Annotated in this window: 15 protein-coding genes; 10 read left to right on the forward strand and 5 right to left on the reverse strand. The window is 64.9% G+C overall.

Going from position 1 to position 21458, the window contains the following annotated elements:
* The first annotated feature begins 282 nt into the window (after positions 1 to 282).
* From AC3RCP_RS16265 to AC3RCP_RS16310, 10 genes are all read left to right on the forward strand, one after another.
* Positions 283 to 1413: a hypothetical protein gene (locus AC3RCP_RS16265; RefSeq protein WP_492570401.1), complete on the forward strand. Its 1131-nt coding sequence runs from the start codon at positions 283 to 285 to the stop codon at positions 1411 to 1413.
* The gene (locus AC3RCP_RS16270; protein WP_492570402.1) at positions 1406 to 2407 is read left to right on the forward strand and encodes an alpha/beta fold hydrolase; all 1002 of its coding nucleotides are present in this window, start codon (positions 1406 to 1408) and stop codon (positions 2405 to 2407) included. The genes AC3RCP_RS16265 and AC3RCP_RS16270 overlap by 8 nt, the downstream gene beginning before the upstream one ends.
* Complete coding sequence (gene glyA, locus AC3RCP_RS16275) at positions 2404 to 3759, forward strand: serine hydroxymethyltransferase (protein WP_492570403.1); 1356 nt, start codon at positions 2404 to 2406, stop codon at positions 3757 to 3759. Before AC3RCP_RS16270 ends, glyA begins: the two co-directional genes overlap by 4 nt.
* 91 nt (positions 3760 to 3850) lie before the next feature.
* Complete coding sequence (locus AC3RCP_RS16280; protein ID WP_102679713.1) at positions 3851 to 4585, forward strand: flavodoxin family protein; 735 nt, start codon at positions 3851 to 3853, stop codon at positions 4583 to 4585.
* Between the two features lie 31 nt (positions 4586 to 4616).
* Positions 4617 to 5735, forward strand: coding sequence for a DNA glycosylase AlkZ-like family protein (locus AC3RCP_RS16285; RefSeq protein WP_492570404.1), 1119 nt, complete (start codon positions 4617 to 4619; stop codon positions 5733 to 5735).
* Positions 5736 to 5769: 34 nt separating this feature from the next.
* Positions 5770 to 11271: an amino acid adenylation domain-containing protein gene (locus tag AC3RCP_RS16290; protein ID WP_492570405.1), complete on the forward strand. Its 5502-nt coding sequence runs from the start codon at positions 5770 to 5772 to the stop codon at positions 11269 to 11271.
* On the forward strand, positions 11268 to 12593 hold the full coding sequence (locus tag AC3RCP_RS16295) for a phenylacetate--CoA ligase family protein (RefSeq protein ID WP_087090952.1): 1326 nt from the start codon (positions 11268 to 11270) through the stop codon (positions 12591 to 12593). Before AC3RCP_RS16290 ends, AC3RCP_RS16295 begins: the two co-directional genes overlap by 4 nt.
* Positions 12590 to 12763 carry a glutamine amidotransferase-related protein gene (locus AC3RCP_RS16300; RefSeq protein WP_492570406.1) on the forward strand — a complete coding sequence of 58 codons (174 nt, stop codon included), beginning with the start codon at positions 12590 to 12592 and terminating at the stop codon, positions 12761 to 12763. Before AC3RCP_RS16295 ends, AC3RCP_RS16300 begins: the two co-directional genes overlap by 4 nt.
* Positions 12764 to 12835: 72 nt before the next feature.
* Entirely contained in the window at positions 12836 to 14260 is a 1425-nt protein-coding gene (locus AC3RCP_RS16305) for an MFS transporter (RefSeq protein ID WP_087090951.1), read from the forward strand.
* Between the two features lie 9 nt (positions 14261 to 14269).
* The gene (locus tag AC3RCP_RS16310; RefSeq protein ID WP_150051231.1) at positions 14270 to 15538 is read left to right on the forward strand and encodes a condensation domain-containing protein; all 1269 of its coding nucleotides are present in this window, start codon (positions 14270 to 14272) and stop codon (positions 15536 to 15538) included.
* A 142-nt stretch (positions 15539 to 15680) separates the two neighbouring features.
* On the opposite strand, the gene pelG is transcribed toward AC3RCP_RS16310, so the two are convergent.
* Genes pelG through AC3RCP_RS16335 form a run of 5 tightly spaced genes read right to left on the reverse strand, consistent with a single transcriptional unit; the run spans position 15681 to position 21445 of the window.
* Positions 15681 to 17051: an exopolysaccharide Pel transporter PelG gene (gene pelG, locus AC3RCP_RS16315; protein ID WP_007925551.1), complete on the reverse strand. Its 1371-nt coding sequence runs from the start codon at positions 17049 to 17051 to the stop codon at positions 15681 to 15683.
* Positions 17052 to 18584 (reverse strand): GT4 family glycosyltransferase PelF, encoded by a 1533-nt coding sequence (gene pelF, locus AC3RCP_RS16320; protein ID WP_102679719.1) that lies wholly within the window; start codon positions 18582 to 18584, stop codon positions 17052 to 17054. It abuts the gene before it with no gap.
* Positions 18581 to 19570, reverse strand: a complete 990-nt coding sequence (locus AC3RCP_RS16325) for a HEAT repeat domain-containing protein (RefSeq protein WP_101337999.1) — start codon at positions 19568 to 19570, stop codon at positions 18581 to 18583. Before AC3RCP_RS16325 ends, pelF begins: the two co-directional genes overlap by 4 nt.
* On the reverse strand, positions 19548 to 20918 hold the full coding sequence (locus AC3RCP_RS16330; RefSeq protein WP_492570407.1) for a PelD GGDEF domain-containing protein: 1371 nt from the start codon (positions 20916 to 20918) through the stop codon (positions 19548 to 19550). The genes AC3RCP_RS16325 and AC3RCP_RS16330 overlap by 23 nt, the downstream gene beginning before the upstream one ends.
* Positions 20919 to 20923: 5 nt before the next feature.
* Positions 20924 to 21445 (reverse strand): hypothetical protein, encoded by a 522-nt coding sequence (locus tag AC3RCP_RS16335; RefSeq protein WP_007925542.1) that lies wholly within the window; start codon positions 21443 to 21445, stop codon positions 20924 to 20926.
* Between the last annotated feature and the right edge of the window lie 13 nt (positions 21446 to 21458).

Raw genomic sequence — 21458 nt, forward strand, 5'->3', positions numbered from 1 at the left:
ATGAGCGAAATGCTGCAAGCAATGATTCCTACCCCCTCGGAACCCTGCCCGACATTCCGTCAGGCTCCCTCCTTTGCGTGCGCCTTAGAAACTGATCGGCCCGCTCGAAGCAAGTAAAAAGCCGACGCATTTTTACGATATGACCGACTAAGGCCGTCGTACAAAAAACGCTGCGCGCTCTATGGCTTTCCGGCTGGACGGGAGAGCTGCGGGTGCCCGGAAATGCGTTCTCCAATGGATCGAAATCGCCGCCGGATGATGCCTGCGCGCCGAGGATCGGACATGTCAAAAACAACAGCTCAAGGCCCGGCCACGGAATCGATCGAACGGCTGGGGATGATGCAGGCGCTTGCCGACGCCAAGCTCAGCGTCGAGGCCAAGGCCATGGTCGCCCAAGGCTTCTACACCGGGGTCGTCCAGGAAGTTTCCACGGTCATACCGCTCAAGGACGGGGTCGACCCGGATCTCGGACTCTTGCGCCAGCTGGTGATCGCTGGGTGGGGCGAAGAGCTGGGCCAGTATCTTGAAGTGCTCGATGTTCGTGGCAGCAGCGCTGCCGAGGCCTTGCGCAAGGCCCAGCTGGCTGTCAGATCCGGCACTGCGCTATTTGCCGCCGGCAGCCTGGCCACTGACACTGGATGGCACTGCCTCCTCTCGATCCATCATGGGTTGGCCGACGAACATAGCCTCGAGGTTCTGGCGCGGCGGCTGCAAGCAGCGCAATCCGCTGACGTCGGTTCAGCCCTGGCGCACATGCGTCGAGGGCGCGGGTGCTATGACGATTATGTCCAGGCGCAAGCCCTGCACGCGCACGCTGAGGACGGGCTGCGCACAGTTGTTGCGCAACCGATGACGCCAGTGCGCCTGCGGCAAACCGGGCGCCTGGCCTTCAATACCCAAGGGCAGCGAGTGAGTCTGCAACGCAGCCTGGACATCGCCACGATCAATGTCGGCAAGCCGCCCTTGGCGACGCTCCTGGCCTGCCTGCGGCGGGCCGATGTCATCGCCGAGGGCGACACCCTGTGTTCCTCCCATGACTGGCGCCCGGCTCACCAGCAGGATGCCATCGGCATGATGACGGGCCTTGTCCCGCTCTCCTTCGCAGTCCCTGGAGAACAGCTGCTGCCCGGGCAAACCAGCCTTGAGGCACGTGCTCGTCGCTGCCCCACGGCGCGCCAGGCGCTGGCCTGTTGCCGGGCGTCCGAGCTGTTCATCAACGGCGCGGGCAGGCGCGGGATCCCGGCCTCGCAGGTGATGAGCGCGACGTTTCCGGTGGGAATCGAAATACGCCGCACAGGCGCTTCGCAACTGTTCCTGGAGATCGAGGGGCCGTTTTGCGACGCCAGTGCCGCCACCCACCTGCTCAATGAACTCGCTGATGTACTTATGGATAGGAGTGAATGGAATGACTGAAAACATCCAGTTCGATGAACAAGCCCTGGCCGATGAAGTGGCTCGAATCTCTGCCACGTTTGCCGAGGTGCTCAAGCTGCCGCATGTCGGCCCTGCAGACAATTTCTTCAACCTCGGCGGCGACTCCTTCGACGCTATTCGGGTGATGTCGCGCTTGTCCTGCAACCTGCCCATCGTGACGCTTTTCGAGCACCCGACGGCCGTTGACCTGGCCCGGCGCATCCTCTGCGAAGCCACTCGACAATCCGTGCGCCTGGTCTGTTTTGGCGATGCGCAAGCCGCCGCGGGTTCGACCGCGGTGGTTGCAGTGCCTTTCGGCGGCGGAGACGCCACGGCCTACCGCGGCCTGTTTCAAGGCACGCAGGATGTGCAGGTTTTCGGCGTGGATTTCGGTGACTTCAAGGTCGAGGACGCTTTGGACTTCCATGCCCTGCTCGACACCCTTGCCACCGAGATCGAAGAGATCGGCGCCGCCCGCCTGGTGATCTACGGCCACTGCGCCGGCGCGGCCACCGCGGCGTGCATTGCCTCGAGCATGGCCGACAGGCACGAGAGCCTGTCACTGGTGGTTGCAGCCTCGCGCCCGGTGCTGGATGCCGATGCCGCGATTCGCGCCGCCGAAACCACGGCGGACCAGACCTGGACCGACTACCTGCGCTCCCTGGGCGCCTTCACCGGACTGCTCGACAGCCAGGTCGAGAGCATGCTGGCCCGCGGCCGCAGAGACCATCTGATCGCCTGCGAGGCCTATCGCTACCTGGCGCAGCACCCGGCGCATGGCGTACCGGCATTGCTCCTGCTGGGCGATGAAGATCCGGCTACCGCCGAGCCCGAAACGGTATTGGAGCAATGGCGCACGTTCATCGACGTCACCCAGGCCGCAACCCTGGCAGGTGGCGGGCATTACTTCGTGCGTACCCATGCGCGCGAGGTCGAGGAAACCGTGCTGGCGTTCGCAGCACACAACACCAAAGGAAGGGATAGCAAGTCATGACAGTCAATCATCAACCACTTCTCACCCAGGCCGATCTGCTCAAGCGCGGCTTGGCCGATCTTCAGGCACACGACGCCGAACTGGCGCAGATCCTGGATGCCGAGGTCGCTCGCCAGCAACGCACCCTCTCGCTGGTCGCCTCTTGCTGCGCGGTCAAGCCCCGCACCCTGGCGGCTTCGTCCTCCGCGCTGGTCAATGTCACCGCCGAAGGCGTTCCCGGACGCCGCTATCACGCCGGTTGCGAAAACGTGGACCTGGTCGAGTCCCTGGCGATCCACCGTGCCCGGGAGCTGTTCGGTGCGCAATATGCCGGTGTCCAGTCGCACTCGGCCTCCAGCGCCAACTACCAGGTGCTCGCCGCCCTGCTCGAACCTGGCGACACGCTACTGGGCATGGCCCTGGATAACGGTGGCCACCTGACCCATGGCAGCCCCGTGACGTTCTCGGGCACCTACTACAAGGCCATCGGTTATGGCACCACCAAGGAAGGCCTGATCGACTACGACGAAGTCCTCAGGCTGGCCCTCAAGCATCGGCCGCGACTGATCATCTGCGGTGCCACGGCCTACTCCAGGGTCGTGGACTTCGAGCGCTTCCGGCAGATCGCCGATGAAGCCGGCGCCATCCTGATGGCCGACATCTCGCATATCGCCGGCCTGGTGGCGACCGGGCGCCATCCGAGCCCGATCGACGCCGCGCACGTCACCACCACCTGCACCCACAAACAGCTCGCAGGCCCCCGTGGCGGCCTGATTCTCTCGGGCCGTGACGCCAATGAAAAAGTCCCCGGCCGCGATGCGACCTTCGCCCGGGTGCTCGAACTGGCGGTGTTCCCGAGGATGCAAGGCGCGCCGGTCGTCAACATGATGGCCGCCAAGGCCGCGGCGCTGGGTTACGCCATGACCCCCGAATTCGATGCCGAGATGCAACGCATCCGCGACGCGGCCGATGTGATGGCCAGCGAATTCCAGGCCCGGGACTATGAGGTGGTGGGCGGTCGCAGCGAAAACCACACCATTCTGATTCGCTTGCGCGCAGCGATGACCGGCGCTATCGCCGAGGCCGCGCTGGAGCACTGCGGAATCATCGTCAACAAGAACCGGGTGCCCGGCGAAACACGTTCGTCCTTCGTCACCAGTGGCCTGCGCATCGGTACCGGCGCCCTCGCCCAGCGCCATGTCGACCCGCAGGGATGCCGGCAGATCGTCGACCTGCTCTGCCGGATCCTGGACCAGGTGACTCCGCTCGGCGAGAGCGAGTTCACCCTGGACCCGGCGCTGCGCAAGCAATTCTGCGCGGAGGCCGAGGCGCTGTGCGTGAAGTATCCGATCGCTGACTACCTGGCAGGCTGAAGCAGTCTCCGGCACCGCTGGAGGCATGGCACGACGGTCCGGCGATCGTCGTGCCCGGCCAATACGCAAACGCTAAGAAGAGAGAAGCACCATGACGGACAAGATCAAATACGTCGCCATCAACGGCTCGGAACGCTTGGATGGCAACAATGCCAGGGCGTTGGAGTGGGCGGCCGAGTACCTGGAAAAGCAGGATGTGATTCTCGAGGTTTTTTCACTGGCCAGCGCCAAGATCGACCCCTGCGGGGCCTGCGGTGATTGCAATTTTCGCGACGAGCCCTGCGCGCAGAAGGATGACGCCGCGCGCGCCGTGCAACTCATGGAAGCCAGCGATGGGGTGATCTTCGCCTGCGCCGTCCATGGCTTTGGCGCCACGCCCTTGATGTCGGCATTCCTGGAGCGGGTCGGGACCGGGTTCCTGCGCCACGATCGCACCCTCACCAACAAGGTTGCCGGGGTCATGGTCACCGGCCGGCGCATGGGCCATGTGGAGGTCTACAACCAGATGCTCCAGTGCGCCTTGCTCAACCGCATGATCATGGTCGGCTACGGCTTCCCGGCCATGCTCGTGGGCGACAAGAAAGGCGAAGTACTGGGCGACAAGGAAGGCATGGAGATGCTGCGCCGGATGCTCGATCGCATGGTTTCCATGACCCGCCTGATGCGCGACTACGAACGAGTCACCGGGCAGGCGGCACTGCCGGTCTCGGTACCTGGCGAACGCCATCGCGAGGGCAAGGACGGCACGTTCTTCGTCCCGGCCAAGTCCGACATGTACCAGCTCGAGGCCGCTCGCGGCTGCAACTTCGATGTCGTCGGCGACTGAACTGCGCAGCCCAACAGCTATCGAGAACCTTATGAGCATTAGAACTGCCTGCAATGGCCTCACCGACACCCACCTGCGGGAATGGATAGTGTCGGAACACTTCGAGCGCCTGGCGGATGCCACCGTGGCACAGATTGCACAGGCCTATGTCGGGGTCTATTCGGCCCGGCCTACCAGTTGGCTGGCGGTCATGGCGCGCAATCGCAACCTCGATCGCCAGACCGTACTGGCCATGGAAAACGCCAGCGACCTGCTGCGGATCCCGGGCATGCGGCGCTCCAAGTTCCTGCTTCCCGGCGAGCTGGCGGCCAAGGTCTTCGCTGCCACCCGCCTGCCCCTGGCCAACCACGAATGGCGCTTACGGGACGTAGGGCTTGGCCTGGACGATTACCGGCGACTGCTGCCGACGCTGGTCGCCTTCAGCAGTGGCGTCTCGGTGCGCCTGCAGGACATCGGCAGCGCCCTCGACCTGCCGGCGCCCCAGGCGCGTGCGTTGACCTCGGTTGCCGCCTATGACGGCGCCTTGGTCCGTATACCGGCGGCCAACCAATGGTCCAACCGCTGGCTGTACTCGGCTGCACCCGAAGGGCTGCTACCCGGTGACGGCGTGCCACTGGACCGCGACCTGCTACTGCGCGATATCGCCGGGCGCTACGTCGAACACTACGGACCGGTCACGGTCGACGACCTGGCCTGGTGGCTCGGGGTTTCCAAGGAAACCGCGCGCACGCTGCTTCAAGCCTGCGCAGCCCGCCAGGTCGGAAACCAGATGTGGCACAGCCCGGCCGGGCTGGCGCGCCTTGAGCGGTTCCTCGACCGCGCCAAGGCCCCCGCAACGGCGCAGATCCGTTTCCTGCCGGCCTGGGATCCCCTGGTCATGGGCTATGCGCCCGGTTCGAGACAGCGCGACTGCCTTGAGCTGGAACGGGTCGGCGGCTACGACGCGGCCGGTAACGGGCGGCCGGTGGTACTCATTGGCGGCCGGGCTGTCGCCACCTGGAATACGGCGGCCAAGGGCAGCAAACGCTTCATCGCAGTCGATGCCTCGACACTCGCCGACCAGGAGCGTGAAGCCGTGCTTCAGGCTGCCTCGGTACTGGCGGAGCAGATCGAGGCCATTCACCAGATCGAGAACAAAACCACAGCGTGACAACAGGGAAGGCATGAACAAGATGAGGGACGACATGACATCAGTACCCGCCGAGCCACAATCGCTGCCAGGCACCGAGCGCAGCCTGTGGGACGCGTTCGCGTGCCCGGCGGCCGGGCAATCGGCCGACAGCGCACGGGAGCAGGAAGACATTGCCCTGCCCCCTGGCCTGACGGCCAGCATCAACGACCTGATTACGGTCGCCGCGGTCCTGGGCTCCCTGCTCAGCCCGGAAGGCCGGGTGACCCTGGGCATCCATGACGGCGGCAAGCGGTCGCAGCTCGGCGTCGATTGCACGGCGTTGAACCTTGCGCAAGACGCTCGGGGCTATATCGCGCAGTTGCGCGACAGTGCCGAAGCGCCCCATGACGACACGCAATTGCGTGCCGATATCGAGATCAGCAATGGCAACAACCTGCCAGCGGCGCAATCGCCGGTCTGGCTACTGCTGCAGGACGGCCGTTGCCAACTGTCGGTACGCAGCGATCGCATGACCCGGGCCGTACGCCTGGAATTGCTAGAACTGGTGGCCTTCGCTTGCGCCCGGGTACTGGATCCCAGGGCCCTGCCGGCGTCCACGATCCAGCCCGCCTGCCCTGCCCCGGGCGAAGCCGGCCAGCGCCAGTTCCTGGTGGAGCGCATCTACCGGCATGTACAGAGCAAGCCATCGGCCGTGGCGATCGTGGATGACAACAGCGACCGCTCCCTGACCTACGCCGAACTCTGGGATGCCTCCGAGGCCTTGGTCCAGCACATACGCGAACGCGTCACTTCCCGGCGCTCGAGCCCGCGCCTGGCGCTGTTCCTGGAGCGTGGCTGGCAACACCTGGCCTCGATCATCGCCGTGCAACGCATGGGCGGCACCTGCGTGCTGATCGACCCGGCGCATCCTGATGAACGCATCCGGGCCTTTATCGAAGAGTGCGGTCCCCATGCGGTGTTGACCGCAGGCAGCACCACCGAGCGGGCGCGAGACTGGGCGAGCTGCCCGCTGCTGGATATCGACAAGGTGCAGATACGCCCTGCCCACGTCGACTGGGAACACGGCAAGTGGGTCGAAACCACCAACGAGGCCTGCTTTATCGCCGGCACTTCCGGCAGTACCGGACGGCCCAAGGCCGTATGCCTGTCCTATCGGGGAATGGCCGCAACCCTGGACGCCATTATCGATCAGGCCGGGCTGGGCGAGCATAGCCGCGGCTCATGGCTGTCGTCGCCCGGCTACGGGATGGTCGAGGTCGACCCGCTGCCGGTCCTGTGCGCCGGCGGCACGGTGTGCATCCCTGCCCCGCAGGTGCTGCAGGACGTCAACCTGCTGGCCCGCTGGCTGCTCGAAGGCGACATGAACCATACGCTGGCCATGACGTCCATCGCCGAAGCGCTGTGGGCCACCGGGACCCGGACCGGCCTGCGCACCATGCTGATCGCCGGTGAACGCTGCAAGCAATGGCCGCCGACCGATCTCGGCTACCGGGTGATCAATGTCTATGGCTCCGCGGAGGCCGCGGTGGTGTCCATCGAGGACCTGTGCGCACCGCGCCGCACCTTGCTGCCCTCGGTCGGACGGGCGATACCCGGCGCCCGGATGTATGTGGTCGACCGCCATGGCCAGCCGCTCGCGGCCCGTTGTGTCGGCGAGCTGATCATCACCGGCGAGACGCTGTCGGTGGGCTACGTGAACCCCGAGGACACCAAGAAGGCGTTTCGTGGCAACACCCTGGACGCCACGTCGCCATTGCAATACAGCACCGGCGATCGGGCGCGCATGGCCGCCGATGGCACCGTGGAAATCTTCGGGCGGACCGACTCGGTGGTAAAGATCCGCGGACATCGGGTCGACCTGACTGAACTGGAGATCACCGCGCTGCAGGTACCGGGCGTGGTGAAGGCGGCGGCCACCTGCTTGAGCTACGACCTGGGCGCGACCCTGGCATTGTTCCTGGAGCTGGCTCCGGACGCCGCAGAGGTGATGGCCAAGGTCCGCAAGCATTTGGCCTCGCGCCTGCACCCGGCCGCTCAGCCCGGCCAGATCGTGACCGGCACCCTGCCCCTGGGGCGCAACGGCAAGGTGGACTACAACGCGCTGCAGGTCGGCCCGATCGAGCGCGATGCGGACCAGACCGTCTTTGCCCCGGTGACCCGGGCAGACCACGCGGTACGTGATTGCTGGCTGGCCTGGACGCTGTGTGAAGAGGCGACGCTGGAGTCGAGTTTCTTCGACGCCGGCGGCGATTCCCTGCGCGCCTTGCGCATGGTCGGCGAGCTGGCCTGCAAGCACGGCATCCATGTGCAAATGGGCGCGTTCCTCGAGGAGCCGGTACTGGCGAACCTGGTACGCCTGGCCAATGCCTCGCGCAATACCCAGTTGCCGACGTTCGAGCACTTGCCGGCGCAGCAGCAACGGCTGCCGTTCGAACTCAACGAAAGCCAGCAGGCACTGTGGATCGGTCGTGGCTCGTTCTACGACTACGGCGGCGTCGGCTGCCAGGGTTATTTCGAATGGGAAGTGCAGGCCCTGGATCGCGAGCGCTTCACCCGTGCCGTGGGGCTGCTGGTCGAGCGCCATCCGATGCTGCGCATGACCATCGATGCCAGCGGACGCCAGAGCATCGGCGATGTCGACGGTACCCAGGCGGTGGAGTACGTCGATCTCAGCGCCCTGGATGCGGCGCAGATCGACCGGGAGATCGACCAGGTCCGCGAACGCATGGCCAACGAAGAAATCGGCACCACGCAATGGCCACTGTTCCAGTTCCGCATCAGCCGCATCAGCGCCGGCACCAGCCGTGTGCATCTGTGCATCGACATGCTGATCGCCGATGCCTGGTCGATCTTCCAGGTGATCATCCCCGACCTGATCGATCTCTACCTGGAAGATGACCCACGGCTGCCTGTGCTCCAGACCAGCTTCCATGACTACGTCGCCTATCGGCAAAAGGTGCTCAAGAGCGCCCAGTACCAGGCCGACCGCGAATACTGGCTGGACAAGATCAACCATCTGCCGGCGGCGCCGCGCTTGCCGCAGCTGGAGCCCGGGGAGTTCAGCGGCCCGTCGCGCTTCGAGCGATACGAGGGCAGCCTCGCCGTCGCGGCCTGGGAGCGACTCCAGGCCCAGGCCCAGGCGCGCAATATCTCGCCATCCGGGGCGGTCGCGCTGGCCTTGTGCGAAGTGCTGCGCTGCTGGAGCGAAGAAGACCGCTTTACCCTGAACTTCCCGGTCTCGGACCGGATGCCCGTCAGTGCCGATATCGACCAGGTCGTCGGCGACTTTACCAATACCCTGCTGGTGCCTTACGAAACAGCGGCCGCCGATACCCTCGAGGCTCGCGGCCAGAAGTTGCAAGGCGCCATCTGGCAGGCACTGGACCATCGGCTGTTCAACGGTGTCGAGGTGCTGCGCGAGCTGGCCCGGGCTCGTCGCAGTGGCGGTGCGCCGCTGATGCCGATCGTCCTCACCAGCCTGCTCGGGCACCCGGGCCGCCATGATGCGGCGCGTCTTGGGCAAGAGGTCTACGGCGTCTCGCAAACGCCGCAAGTCACCCTGGATGTGCAGCTGCGCGAATCCGAGGGCACCTTGTACTTCAAATGGGACTACCTGTCCGGGGTCATTCGCCCTGACGTGGTGGAAGCGATGTTTGGCGCATTCCGCACTCTGCTGCAGCAACTGGCCGACGACAGCGAGGTCTGGCAACGCACCTGGCTCGACCTGCGACCTGCCGCGCAGATCGAAGTACGCCAGGCGGTAAACGCGACCCAGGCGCCGGTACCGGAGGTTCACCTGCGTGACCTGCTGCTGGCACGGATCGCCGAACGCGCCGGGGAAACCGCCGTCCTCGATCCCCGGGGCAGCTACAGCTGGGGCGAAATCGGCCGGGCCGCGGCACGGATCGGCCAGCTGATCCAGCAAGCCCGCAACCCCGGCGAACGCTTTGTCGGGATCGTGCTGCCCAAGGGCAGCGGCCACTATGCGGCGGTCTACGGCTGCCTGCTGGCCGGTGTCGGCTATGTGCCGGTGGATATCGACCTGCCGCCCGAGCGCATCCGCTCGGTGCTGTCCCAGGCCGGGGTGCGCACGGTTATCGCCGGTGCCGATACCCGGTTGCCGGAGCAGGCGCAGCGGCTCGTGCTGACGGACGAGGACCTGCGTGCCTGGGCCGGGCAGCACACGGACCTGGTCCTGGCACCCCTGCCCGCGGACTACTCGCCCTACGTGATCTTCACCTCCGGCTCCACCGGCAACCCCAAGGGGGTCGAGATTCCACAGGCCGCGGTGGTCAACCACGTCTATGACGTCGTCGAGCGCTTCGGCCTGGATGCCTCCACTCGCCACCTGGCCACTGCCGCCCTGCACTTCGACATGTCGGTCTTCGATATCTTCGGCCCCCTGCTGCACGGCGGCTCGGTGGTGGTTCCTGCCCAGGCCGCGGGCCCGGACCCAGATACCTGGCTGCGACTGCAGCGGCGCCACGGCGTGACCTTCTGGGCCTGCGTGCCGGCCATCATGGACTTGCTGTGCAGTGTCGCGGAAAACGCGCGCAGCTTCTGCGCGGTGGAATCGCTGGCCAATATCGTCATGGCCGGCGACTGGATCCCTCTGCCATTGCTGCCGCGAGCCAGGGCGCTGTACCCGAAGGCACGGCTGTACTCCTGTGGAGGCCCGACCGAGACCACCAACTGGTCGGTGCTGCACGAGATCGACGAGCAAGAAGGCCAAATGGTGCGTTCTGTGATCTATGGCGCGCCGATGCGCAACTCGGCCTATCACATCGTGGCGGGCGACTGGACCGATTGCCCGGATTGGGTGCCCGGGGAAATGCTGGTGCAAAGCGATGTGTCCCTGGCCTGTGGCTACATCGGCCAGCCGGAACTGAGCGGCAAGGCCTTTGTCCAGCACCCGCGCAGCGGGCAGCGGATGTACCGCACCGGCGACCTCGGGCGCTACCTGCCCAACGGCGAAATCGAGATCCTGGGACGTCTCGACAACCAGATCAAGCTCAATGGCCTGCGCATCGAGCTGGGCGAGATCGAGAGCGTGGCCGAGTCCTGCCCCGGTGTCTCGCGGGCCTGTGCCGTAGCCCTGCCTGGTCCCGACGGGCATCCCAAGCAGATCGCCCTGGTCTATGTCGGCGAGCCCGGACTGGCTCCTGCAATCACCCAGGCCCTGACCCTGCGCCTGCCTGCCTACATGGTGCCGAAAACTGTCCAGCCGTTGCCCCAATTACCCCTGTCGAAGAACGGCAAGGTGGATGTACTGGCCCTGCGTGAAACCCTGAGGAATGACATGAAAGACTCCACCAGCAAGACTCCGCAAACCATCCTGCGCACCGTTATCCGGGTTATCGCCAGCCATCTTGAGGAGCCGGTGGTACTGCCCGAGGACAACTTCTTCGACCTGGGCGGCGACTCGCTGTCGGCGATGAAGATCAAGATCGAACTCGAGTCCCAGCTGTCCATCAGCGTGCCCCTGGAGAACCTCATGCTCACCGAGACCATCAGTGAGTTCGCCAACAGCCTGGACGCGGGGAACCAGCCATGATCAAGGACAACCTGCACCGGCAATGGCTGGAGGATGTGGACGCCTACCTGGATGGACGCACCACGCCACAGGAACTGGAGGCCAAGGGGCAACTGCGGGCCCGGGAAGTCTTGCAGTATGTCCAGGAACGCTCGACGTTCTATGCCAGGCACCTGCGTTCGCAACTGGGTGGCCCCAGCGCGCTGCCGGCGCTGGACGGCATACCGTTCACCACCAAGGAAGACCTGCGCGCCGTGGGCCGCTCGGTCTGCAGCCTGCCTTTCGAGCAGATCGCGGTGTACTACGAGACGACCGGGACCACGGGGGCGCCCACCCCCTGCCCTCGGGCGGCGATCGACGTGGACACCAGCGGTGCCTATGTGCAGAAGGCCGTCGCCGACCTGTACCAGTCGACATTCGGCACCACCGATGCCCTTACCGCGATCATGGGGCCGTCGGAGCTGTATGCGTTCGGCGATACCTATGGCGAGGTCTGCCGCAACCTGGGCATTCCCTATGTGCGGCTGTGGCCGGAAAGCCCCCGGGTCGGCCTGGTCAAGGCCGCTCAGTTGATCAACGACCTTGGCGTGCGCTCGCTGATCTGCTCCCCCGCCGTGGCCCTGGCCCTGGCCCGGCTCTATGTGAGCCAGGGGATCGATCCGCGCGAGACCGCCGTGGGCCAGATCATGGTGCTGGGCGAACTGTGCACACCGCAGATGCTGAGCAATATCGCCCGGGTCTGGAATGCCCACTGCACCCATGGCCTGTATGGCTCCCAGGAAGCCCATGCGGTGGCCACTGGCTGCGCCAACGGCAACCTGCACTTCTCCGAGACCAACTACCTGGCGGAGATTCTTCCGGTTCCCGGAATGGAGGGCGATATCGGCGAACTGTGCCTGACGATGCTGGTACCCGGGGCCAAGCCGCTGATCCGCTACCGCACCGGCGACCTGGCGCGACTGCACGCTGCCGAGGAGTGCGGGTGCGGCAATCGTTCTCGTTGCCTGCGGGTCTTTGGCCGGGTGAGCGATGTGATGACCCTGGCCGGTCGCCAGGTACTGCCGGCGTTGATCGAGTCGGCGGTGCTGGCTGCGGCCGAGTGGGTCTCTGGCTACGAGGTCAGGATCTGCACCGCCAGCGACGGCAGCGACCATGTCGAAGTGTCGATGGTGGCGGGTATCGGCGAGCGTTCGCTGGCCCAGGTACAGGAGCAGATGGCCGGCCATTTCGGCACCTCGGTCCAGCTGCAACTGGAGCAGAGCCTGGACCCGAGGACCGAGACCGGCGCCTACATTTCCTGGAAGCACGCCCGTATCCGCGATCAACGGGAGAGCGCCCTGTGAGCGCGTTACCAGCCACCGCCTGCTCGGGCGATGGCGTGAACAGGGCGGCGCGCCAGCCTACCCGGCCGATCGAAAGCGTGCCGTTTCACCCCGAGAGCATCGGCTCCGACTACGGGATCAAGATGATCCGTAACTCATTGGCCCTGGCCAACGTCAACCCCATGGGCTGATCGCTCTGGAAGAAAGCCTCGGGTGCCAGCCGGATACCGGTCGACACCCATTAATCTAAGGATTGGATAAACATGACTCACACACCCGCGAATGCAACGCTCAATGAAAAACGATGGCAGGCACTGGCTGTCATCTCGATCATCCAGCTGATACTGCTGCTGGATGCCACCGTGGTGAACGTGGCCCTGCCACGGATCAAGCACGAACTGGGACTCACGGACGGGTCCCTGACCTGGGTAGTCAATGCCTACCTCATCACCGCCGGATCGCTGTTGCTGCTGGGCGGGCGGATCGGCGACGCCTTTGGGGTGCGGCGCACCTTCCAGGTCGGCGTAGTGATTTTTGGCGCATTTTCCTTGCTGGCGACCTTCGCCGAAGATGCCACCGTGCTGATCGTCAGCCGTGCCGGGCAAGGGGTCGGCGAAGCCCTGGCTTCGGCCACCGGGCTGGCCATGGTGTCGTTGCTGTTTCCCGCAGGCCCCGAGCGCGGCAAGGCGTTTGGCATCTGGGCGGCACTGGGCGGCCTGGGCTCGATCATCGGCGTACTGCTGTCCGGCGTACTGACTCATTATCTGTCGTGGCGCTGGGTGTTCGGGATCAACGTGCCGATCGTCATGCTGCTGAGCGTGGCGACCATGGTCATGATTCCCAAGTTCACCCACCGCAGTTCCACCCCTCTGGACCTGGGCAACGCACTGATCCTGGTGGTGGCCGTCGCCGCGACCGTCATGGCCGTGATGGGCTCCGGCATCGAGCACCTGCCCGGACAGCGCGTGGCGCTCCTGGTGCTGGGCTTGCTGGGTATCGCCCTGGTACTGCGTCGTTGCAAGCGCTCGGAAAACGGCATTATTCCCGCACGCCTGATGGCTCGCTCTCCCCGCCTGGCCGGCTACGCCATCGTGGCCATCCTGGCGGCGACCTCCGGCGCCTTGTTCTACCTGGGCGTACTGCTGCTGCAAGACTACCTCGGCCTGAGCCCGATGCAGACTGGCCTGGCCTGGCTGCCCTTCTGCCTGGGTTTCTTCCCCGGCATCTTCCTTTCGCAGTTCGTCATGCAGCGCTGGAGCCCGCAGGCGGCAGCAGTCGTCGGCCTGGCAACCTCGGCGCTGGGTTTCGCCTTGTTTGCCTTCGGCGTACCCCTGCATAGCTACTGGCTGGGAATGCTCCCGGCCATGCTGGTCACCTCCATCGGCTTCGGTTGTGTCGCACCGGTCGCTCAGTCGTTGGCCACCAGTGACCTGAGCGAGGCGGATGCCGGTGCCGGCTCGGGTATCACCACCACCATCCAGCAGCTGTTCCAGGTGTTCGGGGTCACCCTGCTGGCTGCCGTGGGCCTGGCGGTCTCCGACAGCACCGCAGTGCCGACCATCACGGCCAATGGTTTCGTCAGCGCTTTCGCACTGTCGGCGCTGGCGATGATCGGGGGTGCCTTGTTGATCTGGGCCGGACGCAATGCCCTGGCTCTCGAGCCGGCCCCCTCGAGCCCCCAGCCGTAGGTTATCGTCATGCATCAGAACTACCTGATCCCTCCCTTCAAGGGACCCCTGGCGACGCTTTCCAGCGTCGCGGGGCTGCGGGAAAAATGGACCGGGGCGATGCTTGACCAGACGGGGCGCGCCTATTCTGGCGCGCTGCGTCTGGACTTCAGCGAGCAGTGTTGCCACGCGCAAGTATTCGACGCCGTGGCCCAGACCCTGGCCCGGCATCCGATCCTGGCGGCCCGATTCGAGATCGAAGGAGAACAACTGGTCGGCCGTGCCCCCAGCGAACAGGCATTGCGCCAGGCGCTGCGCGAGCAACTGGGCAAGGTGCAGGCCGCCGTCACCGACCAGGACTTCCTGGCCTATCGGGCCAGGCAAGCCGCCGAGCCCGGGCTGCGCATCGCCTCGGCGGTAGACGAGGCTGGCCTGCACATCTGGATCGGCTTCTGGATCTATACCTGCGATGGCGCGTCGATTGACCTGCTGCTGGAGGATATCGCCCAGCATTACTCGGGCCTGCCCCCGGTGTCCTGCAGCGCCTGGAACGACTATTGCCGGCTGCAGCACCTACCACCGCCGGCAAGCGCGGCGCAACGGCTTGAGATCTACCCGGGGACGGGGCCCTACGGGCTCGACGCACTGCGCGCCAAAGGCGCTGGCGGCATGGGGCGCATGCAGAGCCTGACGTTCACCTCCAGCGTGCCGCGCAGCAGGGTTCTGGACTATGCCAGGGCCCAGCGCGTGACGCCGTTCGTGCTGCTGTTGGCCATCTACCAACGGGCAATCAGTGCCGTCAGCGGTGTCGCCACGGTGGTGACCGGCGTCCCCTTCGCCAATCGCCCGGGCGCCGCGGCCCAGAAGTTGGTGGGGCCGTTGTCCAATACCATCCCGGTCAGCACCCGGCATGAGCCCGGCGAGCCATTGGCCGCGGTGATCAAGCGCGTGCAGCGGGCGGTGATCAATGCCGCGGCTCGCCAGGACATGGAGCCGGCAGCCTTGTATCCCGAGGGTATGTCTACCCGCACCGCCGGCTTCGAACTGCCGTTTCCCCAGCTGTTCAACGCCTGGAACTCACGCAGCGCAGGCAGCCGCATCGCCCTGGGCGACAACCAGTGGATGAGCCTGCGGCTATTGCCCAACGATACCTGCCGCGTGGCTTTCGAGATCACCCTGGATGAGCACACCGAGCATATTTCGGGGCGGATCGACATGGACGCCGCAGCCTATGGCGACCATGCAGGACAAGTCATCGAACAGATGATCAGCGATCTGCAAGGCATTCCCGGCGACTGATCCGCAAAGCGTGTAGACCACCGCCAAGAGCGCAGTTCGCACAGTCCTGCGCTCTTGGTGGATGGCCTGGCTGCAACGAGCCGGGCATCGCTCCTGCCGATAACGCGTGGGGGTGTTCAATCCTCACTGACCGGCTTGAGTTTCAACGAGACAACATGAAGGTTTCGTACTCCAGGTCATCCAGCGCCGTCGATAACCGCGCCAGCCCCAGCAGTACACAGAGCAGCAGCGAGAAGGTGAAGCCATAGCCGAAGAAACTCGGCCCCAGGTACAGGCTCAGCAGGGTCAAGGCGCCGTTGAGTGCCACGAACAACAGGCACAGCTCCAGCACGATCATCCGTTTGTCGAGGTAGAAAAACACGTTGAGGATCGCCATGAACACCACCTGGATGCTCACCCCGATCAGGTCGATATAGAACAGCGGCAGGTAGTAGCTGGACATCCCCAGCCACTCCAGTATGCGCGGGCCAAAGAGAAACAGCAGAACCACCGTCAGCCCCTGGACCTTGCAGATCTCCAGCAGGCCCTGGCGGATCGAGAAGGTCATCTCGGCTTTCAACGAACCGATATGCTGCAGGGTCTCGCCGTCGCGCACCGCCCGGAACAGGCGCTCGTACCATTCGGCGAAGTCGGTTTCGATCCTTACCAGGAACACCGCCATGCCAGGAATGATCGCCAGGTAGGCGAGGAAGATCGGCAAGTCATAAAGAATCGAGGCGCGCATCGGCCCGATCACCTGGCTCGAGGTCTGCGGGTTGAACCAGAAGATGAACTTGTCGATCCAGATTCCCAGGTTGTAGCAAAGCCCGGTCAACAGCAGGCTGACAAACACCTGGCGCCGGTCCAGAAAATCGAAGGCCACCAGTTTCTCGGCCCGGTACTCGCGCAGGATGTCGTAGAGAAACAGGAACAATAGGCTGCTGTGCCCCAGCAGCAACGCCAGCAGCAGCCCTTCCATGCCCAGGTGCCTGAGGAAGAATGCGCTGCCGACCATCAGCCCATAGCCCACCAGCATCACCAGCAGGATGCGGTTATAAGCCTTCATCCCCGAGAGGAATATGATCACCAGCCACAGGTTGCAGAGCACCACGAAGTTGGCCAGGGTCAGCAGGCGGTAGATCAGCCCCTGGTCGAACAAGGTGATCAGCAGGAGGATGCCCAGCACCCCGGCCCCCAGGGTCACCAGCAGCAGCATGCCCACCAGGTTCGGCAGGATTTGCTCGTACTTGCGCTCGAACAGGCGGTCGGAGACAAAACGGGTGAAGAAGAGTTGTAAGCCGCCGGTGAGGATCAGCGACGTGGCCATCAGGTAGGTCACGGTGATCAGGAACTGGCGGATCACCACCTCCGGGACCACCAGTCCAAGGCTGATGACCCCCACCAGCATCACGCTGAGAATCGACAGGACCCAGGGCCCGGAGCTGATCAGGCCGGCATAGACATAGGCATGCAGCGTCGCCGTGTAGGAGTCGCGCGAGAGAATCTTGCGCAGTTCGAAACCGATACCGGCCATTTACACGGCCTCCTTTTGCAGGGTGCCCATGGCGCTGTGATAAAGCCTGCGATAGCGCTCGATCATCAAGGTTTCGCTGTAGTAGCGGTGAACCCGCGACAAGCCGGCGGCCTGGGCGGACTTCCAGCGCTCGGGGCTGCGCAGCAGGTCGATGATTGCCTGGGACGTGGCCTGGGGATCGGCGATCGCCACCACCTCCCCGGCCAGCCCGAGATCGCGGTCGGACGCTTCGCCGCCCTCGATCAGCTCGCGGCAGGAGCCCACGTCGCTGCTCACCACTGGAGTACCGGCGGCCCAGGCTTCGAGAATCACCAGGGGCTGGGCCTCGCTGATGGACGTCAGCACCATCAGGCCCAGTTGCGGCAGGATGTCCTGGATCTTCTGGAACCCGAGGAACAGCACCTTTTGCTCCAGCCCGAGGCTGGCCACCAGGCTGCGACACTCGGCGACGTACTCGGGATCTTCCTCTTGCGGCCCGACGATCCAGCCTTCGACCTGCGGCATCACACTGACCACTCCCCGCATGGCCCGCAGGAAGGTCTTCACGTCCTTGATCGGCACCACCCGGCCGATCAGTCCGACCACGGGGGCGATGCCTTCGGCCCGGGACTCAAGGGCCTGGGTCCAGAGCTGCAGGTCGATGCCATTGGGAATCACCTGGGTGCGCTCAGCCGGTGCGCCGTCCTTGATCTGTCGCTGGCGGTTGCCGTCGTACAAGGCAATGATCTGGTCGGCGCTGTCGTAGACCAGATGACCGATGCGCTCGAAAAAGCGCACCCAGAGCATACGGATGTAACCGGAGCCGGTGTCCATGCTGTCGTTGAGCGCCTGGTTGCTGGTTTCGGCGATCCAGCTGGCCTGGGCCAGGTCGATCTTGCGCTCCTTGGTGTAGATCCCGTGCTCGCTGAGCAGCAACTGGCACCCCCACAGTTGCTTGAGGATGCAGCCCGCCAGCCCGGCATAACCGGTTGAAATCGAGTGCAGGACCCGCGCCCGCGGCATGCGTCGGGCGGCATCTGCGAGCATCAGCAACGGCGACTGCATGGTGCGCAGGGTCCAGAAATAATTGACGAAGGAAGGATCGGCGCAATGCTGCTCGTACCCTTCGGTCAGCGCCTCCCAGCTGGGGCGACTGTAGAGCACGTCATCCAGGGTGATCCGCGCCTGGGCCAGGGAATCGAGCACGCCAATGCCCAGCTCGGCGGCCGGTTTTTCCGGGTTGTGCAGGTAACGGTAAAGGTTGCTCAATTCTTCCAGGGACGCGGTGTGGGCGACTCGCCTGTGCTTCGGATTGCGCCAGGCTTCCTCCAGATACACCTCTTCGATGTGCACGACGTTGGCTGGAATCTCATAGCGGCGCTGACCGTAGGCTTCGCGCTGGCCACCGATGAACAACACCGAAAAGGTCAGTTGCGGCAGCCCGAGGATCATCTGGTGAATCCAGCTGGACACACCGCCGCGCACATAAGGCCAGGTGCCCTCGAGCAACAGGCAGACATCGGCGATGGGCGTTGGGTTGACGGTCTTCTTCATGTCCAGGTCCTTATCAGCCCGGCAAAGGGCGGACGTTGTTGCATCTGCGGCGGCAAGCTGCTCAACAGCGCGGGAATCTCGGCATAGTTCCCGCTTTCAAAGGCGATTTCGGCACGGAACGGCAAGACCTTGGCCGGGTCCATGCCCGCTTCCTGGGCCTGGTGCATATGCAGCCGCGCCTTGTCGATATCGCCGCGCTCAAGGGCGATACGCCCGGCCAGCAACAGCAACTCGCCGCCCTCTCCCGCCTCCAGCGCCAGCCTGGCATGCTCGCCGGCTTGCTCCAGCACGTGCAGCTGGACGCTGCCCTGGGCCAGGCCCAGGTAGGCCAGTTCCCAGTACCAGCGCGCCAGGGTGGCATGCAGGGCGCCGGCCTTCCTGGGCGCGGCACCGGGCAACTGTTCGAGGGAAGACTGGATCCGCTGGTTGATATCGGTTTCCTGCTTGTCGAGCATCGAATACGCCAGGAGTCGGACATCGTCGCTCGGATCGCCCAGGGCCAGCTTCAGAATCGGCACCGCTTCCTTGCCCGGCATCCTGCGGGTGGCGAGCAACGCCGCCAGGCGCTGGTCGGGGTCCGGCGCGTGGCGCAACACATCCTGCAAGCCACTGTCACCGAAGGTCGGCGAATGCAAATGGGACTGCGCGCGAAACGGCAGGCCGGGAATGCCGACGGCCTGCCACATCTGCGTATCGCGCTTGCGGGGCAGATACAGCGCCGGAAAGATCGCCGCAATCACCCCCACCGAGCCCAGCAACGGGACAAAGAACGCCAGGCTGAAAATGAACAGCGGACTCCACGGCAACGGCGTGCGATAGCGCGCCGGCAGCAGCCGCCAGACCGCCGCCGTCAGCAGGGCGCAGGCGATCCCGTGGGTCATTGCATACAGCAGCGCGATCTGCGGGTCGGGCAACTGCGCCGTCAGGCTGGCCCAGCTCCCCGCCTCGAAAAACAACGCTGCGCTAAACAGCCACTTGCTGATCATTCAGGCCACACTCGTTGTACAGGAAGTTACGCAGCCCATCCCGTTGCCGGGCCGACTCCAGGTCGTAAGGCAGCACGGTGACCCCCAGGCTGGCCAGTTCCACGCTCATGCCGAAATGCTCGTGAATCAGCTTGCCCAGGCGCGCCAGATAGCCTTGGGCGCCCTCGGCACTGGTCAGTGGCAACAGCACCAGCAACAGAGCGTGCCCGCGGTTGTTGGCAAGGCCCAGATGCAGGTCCAGTCCGCGCTGGCTGCGTTCGAAAAGCCGCGTCAGTTCATCGTTGGCCTGGGTCGATTCAAATGCATAGAGGCAACCGGACAGGCCGTGCTGCTCGACATCCACCAGCGAACGCTTGAGCTGGCGCGTGAAGTGCTGGGCATCGTCGCTTTCCAGTTGCAGCACCTGCAAGTCAGAGCGCAGCAGGTCGGCGATATGCCCGGCCAGCAGCGCCAGCAGGCTGAGGGTGCGTTCCTGGAAGGCGAAGAACGGCATCTGCCGTACCGCGAGGATCGCCAGCACCTGTCCCTGGGTGTCCACCAAGGGAATACAGGCCTGCAGGGACGACACCGAAGCCTGCCCGCCGCTATCGAGCAGCTCTTCACGCACACTCACCAGTTCCTCGCGCTCCAGGCACAGGCGCACCAGCAGGTCGTTGGGGTCCAGGGGCCCCATGGTCCCGGTGGCGGCCAGCAGGGTCAGGTTCGGCGACGCATGGCCAGCCTGCTCCACACGGTACAGCGCGGCTACCCGCAACGAGCCGTACTGGCCAAGCAGGGTCAGCACAGGCTCGGCCAGCAGGCTCAGCGGATCATCGCCATTGGGCAGCACGCGCAGGCGATCGCGCAGGCCCAGCAACGAACTGCGCAGGCTCTGGTCGCTACCGGCCAGGCGCTGCTCCAGGCGATCGTGGGACACCCGCAGAATCTGGTGCGCCCGGGTGAAATCGTCGAGCCGGTACTGGCGATACTCGTTGGCCATCTGCAAGCGCAGCAGTCGCCGTTCCCACAGGTCTCGCACCTCGCCCACGAGCATGCCGCAGACCAGCACGCCGACAATGTAGGAGGGAGCGATCTGCGCGTAACCGGGCAGCCCCGACTGGCGCAGGATGAAGAACGCCGCCACCAACAGGCTGGCGCTGATCAGGCCGCGGACAAAGCCGTAGCGCACGCCCAGCAACAGTGGCGCCAGCACCGACCAGGGAAACTCACCCTGCACCTGCAGCGGGTCTTGTGGCGCAAGCCACAGACCCACGCCGATGACCAGGGCCGTCACCAGGAAAGTTTCCAGCCATGACGCCGGACCGCTGGCGCGGGGCGCCAGCGCGTAGTCCATGTGTGGAGATCTCATGACAGTCACTCGATCCTGAGGCCACCGACAAGCTTGTCGAGCACCTTCTGCGCCGCGCCGGCCAGGCTTTCGCGGGACCAGCCGGCACGGGCGCCGCTATTGCTCCAGAGCACCTTGCCGGTGCCCGCCTCGACCACCCGCAGACTGATGCCCACCGCCGGCTCGCCATCCAGGCCATTCTTGTACTGCCACTCTTCAATGCTGCCGGACACCACATAGTCGAGATTCTGCTCGCGAGCCCAATCCATGGCACCGGCCAGGCGCTCGTTATCGTCGAGCAGGGCTTGTTCGCCCTGCCCCGCCGCGCCGTTGTAGACCTGGGGTTGCAGGCCCCGGCTGCTCAGTACGCTAAGCAGAATCTGCTCACTGCGCTCGCCGGCCTGGGGCGTCTGGGAATAGTTGACCAGTGGCAACACGCCCCAGCGGGCGGATTTCGACAGCTCGGGGCTGTCCTGACCGGTAAAGCTGCTGCAGCCGGCCATCAGCAAGGCGACCATCGCCAGACTCACGCAACGAATGGATTGCATAAGGTTCACTCCT

The sequence above is a fragment of the Pseudomonas sp. GW822-FHT05A08 genome (assembly GCF_058800485.1).

What these genes read in the sequence shown, in the direction of transcription:
- AC3RCP_RS16280 (WP_102679713.1), top strand. Translation starts at nt 3,851, where the DNA reads ATGACGGACAAGATCAAATACGTCGCCATCAACGGCTCGGAACGCTTG.
- AC3RCP_RS16290 (WP_492570405.1), top strand. Translation starts at nt 5,770, where the DNA reads ATGACATCAGTACCCGCCGAGCCACAATCGCTGCCAGGCACCGAGCGC.
- AC3RCP_RS16270 (WP_492570402.1), top strand. Translation starts at nt 1,406, where the DNA reads ATGACTGAAAACATCCAGTTCGATGAACAAGCCCTGGCCGATGAAGTG.
- pelG (WP_007925551.1), bottom strand. Translation starts at nt 17,051, where the DNA reads ATGGCCGGTATCGGTTTCGAACTGCGCAAGATTCTCTCGCGCGACTCC.
- pelF (WP_102679719.1), bottom strand. Translation starts at nt 18,584, where the DNA reads ATGAAGAAGACCGTCAACCCAACGCCCATCGCCGATGTCTGCCTGTTG.
- AC3RCP_RS16330 (WP_492570407.1), bottom strand. Translation starts at nt 20,918, where the DNA reads ATGAGATCTCCACACATGGACTACGCGCTGGCGCCCCGCGCCAGCGGT.
- AC3RCP_RS16335 (WP_007925542.1), bottom strand. Translation starts at nt 21,445, where the DNA reads ATGCAATCCATTCGTTGCGTGAGTCTGGCGATGGTCGCCTTGCTGATG.
- AC3RCP_RS16325 (WP_101337999.1), bottom strand. Translation starts at nt 19,570, where the DNA reads ATGATCAGCAAGTGGCTGTTTAGCGCAGCGTTGTTTTTCGAGGCGGGG.
- AC3RCP_RS16285 (WP_492570404.1), top strand. Translation starts at nt 4,617, where the DNA reads ATGAGCATTAGAACTGCCTGCAATGGCCTCACCGACACCCACCTGCGG.
- glyA (WP_492570403.1), top strand. Translation starts at nt 2,404, where the DNA reads ATGACAGTCAATCATCAACCACTTCTCACCCAGGCCGATCTGCTCAAG.
- AC3RCP_RS16265 (WP_492570401.1), top strand. Translation starts at nt 283, where the DNA reads ATGTCAAAAACAACAGCTCAAGGCCCGGCCACGGAATCGATCGAACGG.
- AC3RCP_RS16305 (WP_087090951.1), top strand. Translation starts at nt 12,836, where the DNA reads ATGACTCACACACCCGCGAATGCAACGCTCAATGAAAAACGATGGCAG.
- AC3RCP_RS16295 (WP_087090952.1), top strand. Translation starts at nt 11,268, where the DNA reads ATGATCAAGGACAACCTGCACCGGCAATGGCTGGAGGATGTGGACGCC.
- AC3RCP_RS16310 (WP_150051231.1), top strand. Translation starts at nt 14,270, where the DNA reads ATGCATCAGAACTACCTGATCCCTCCCTTCAAGGGACCCCTGGCGACG.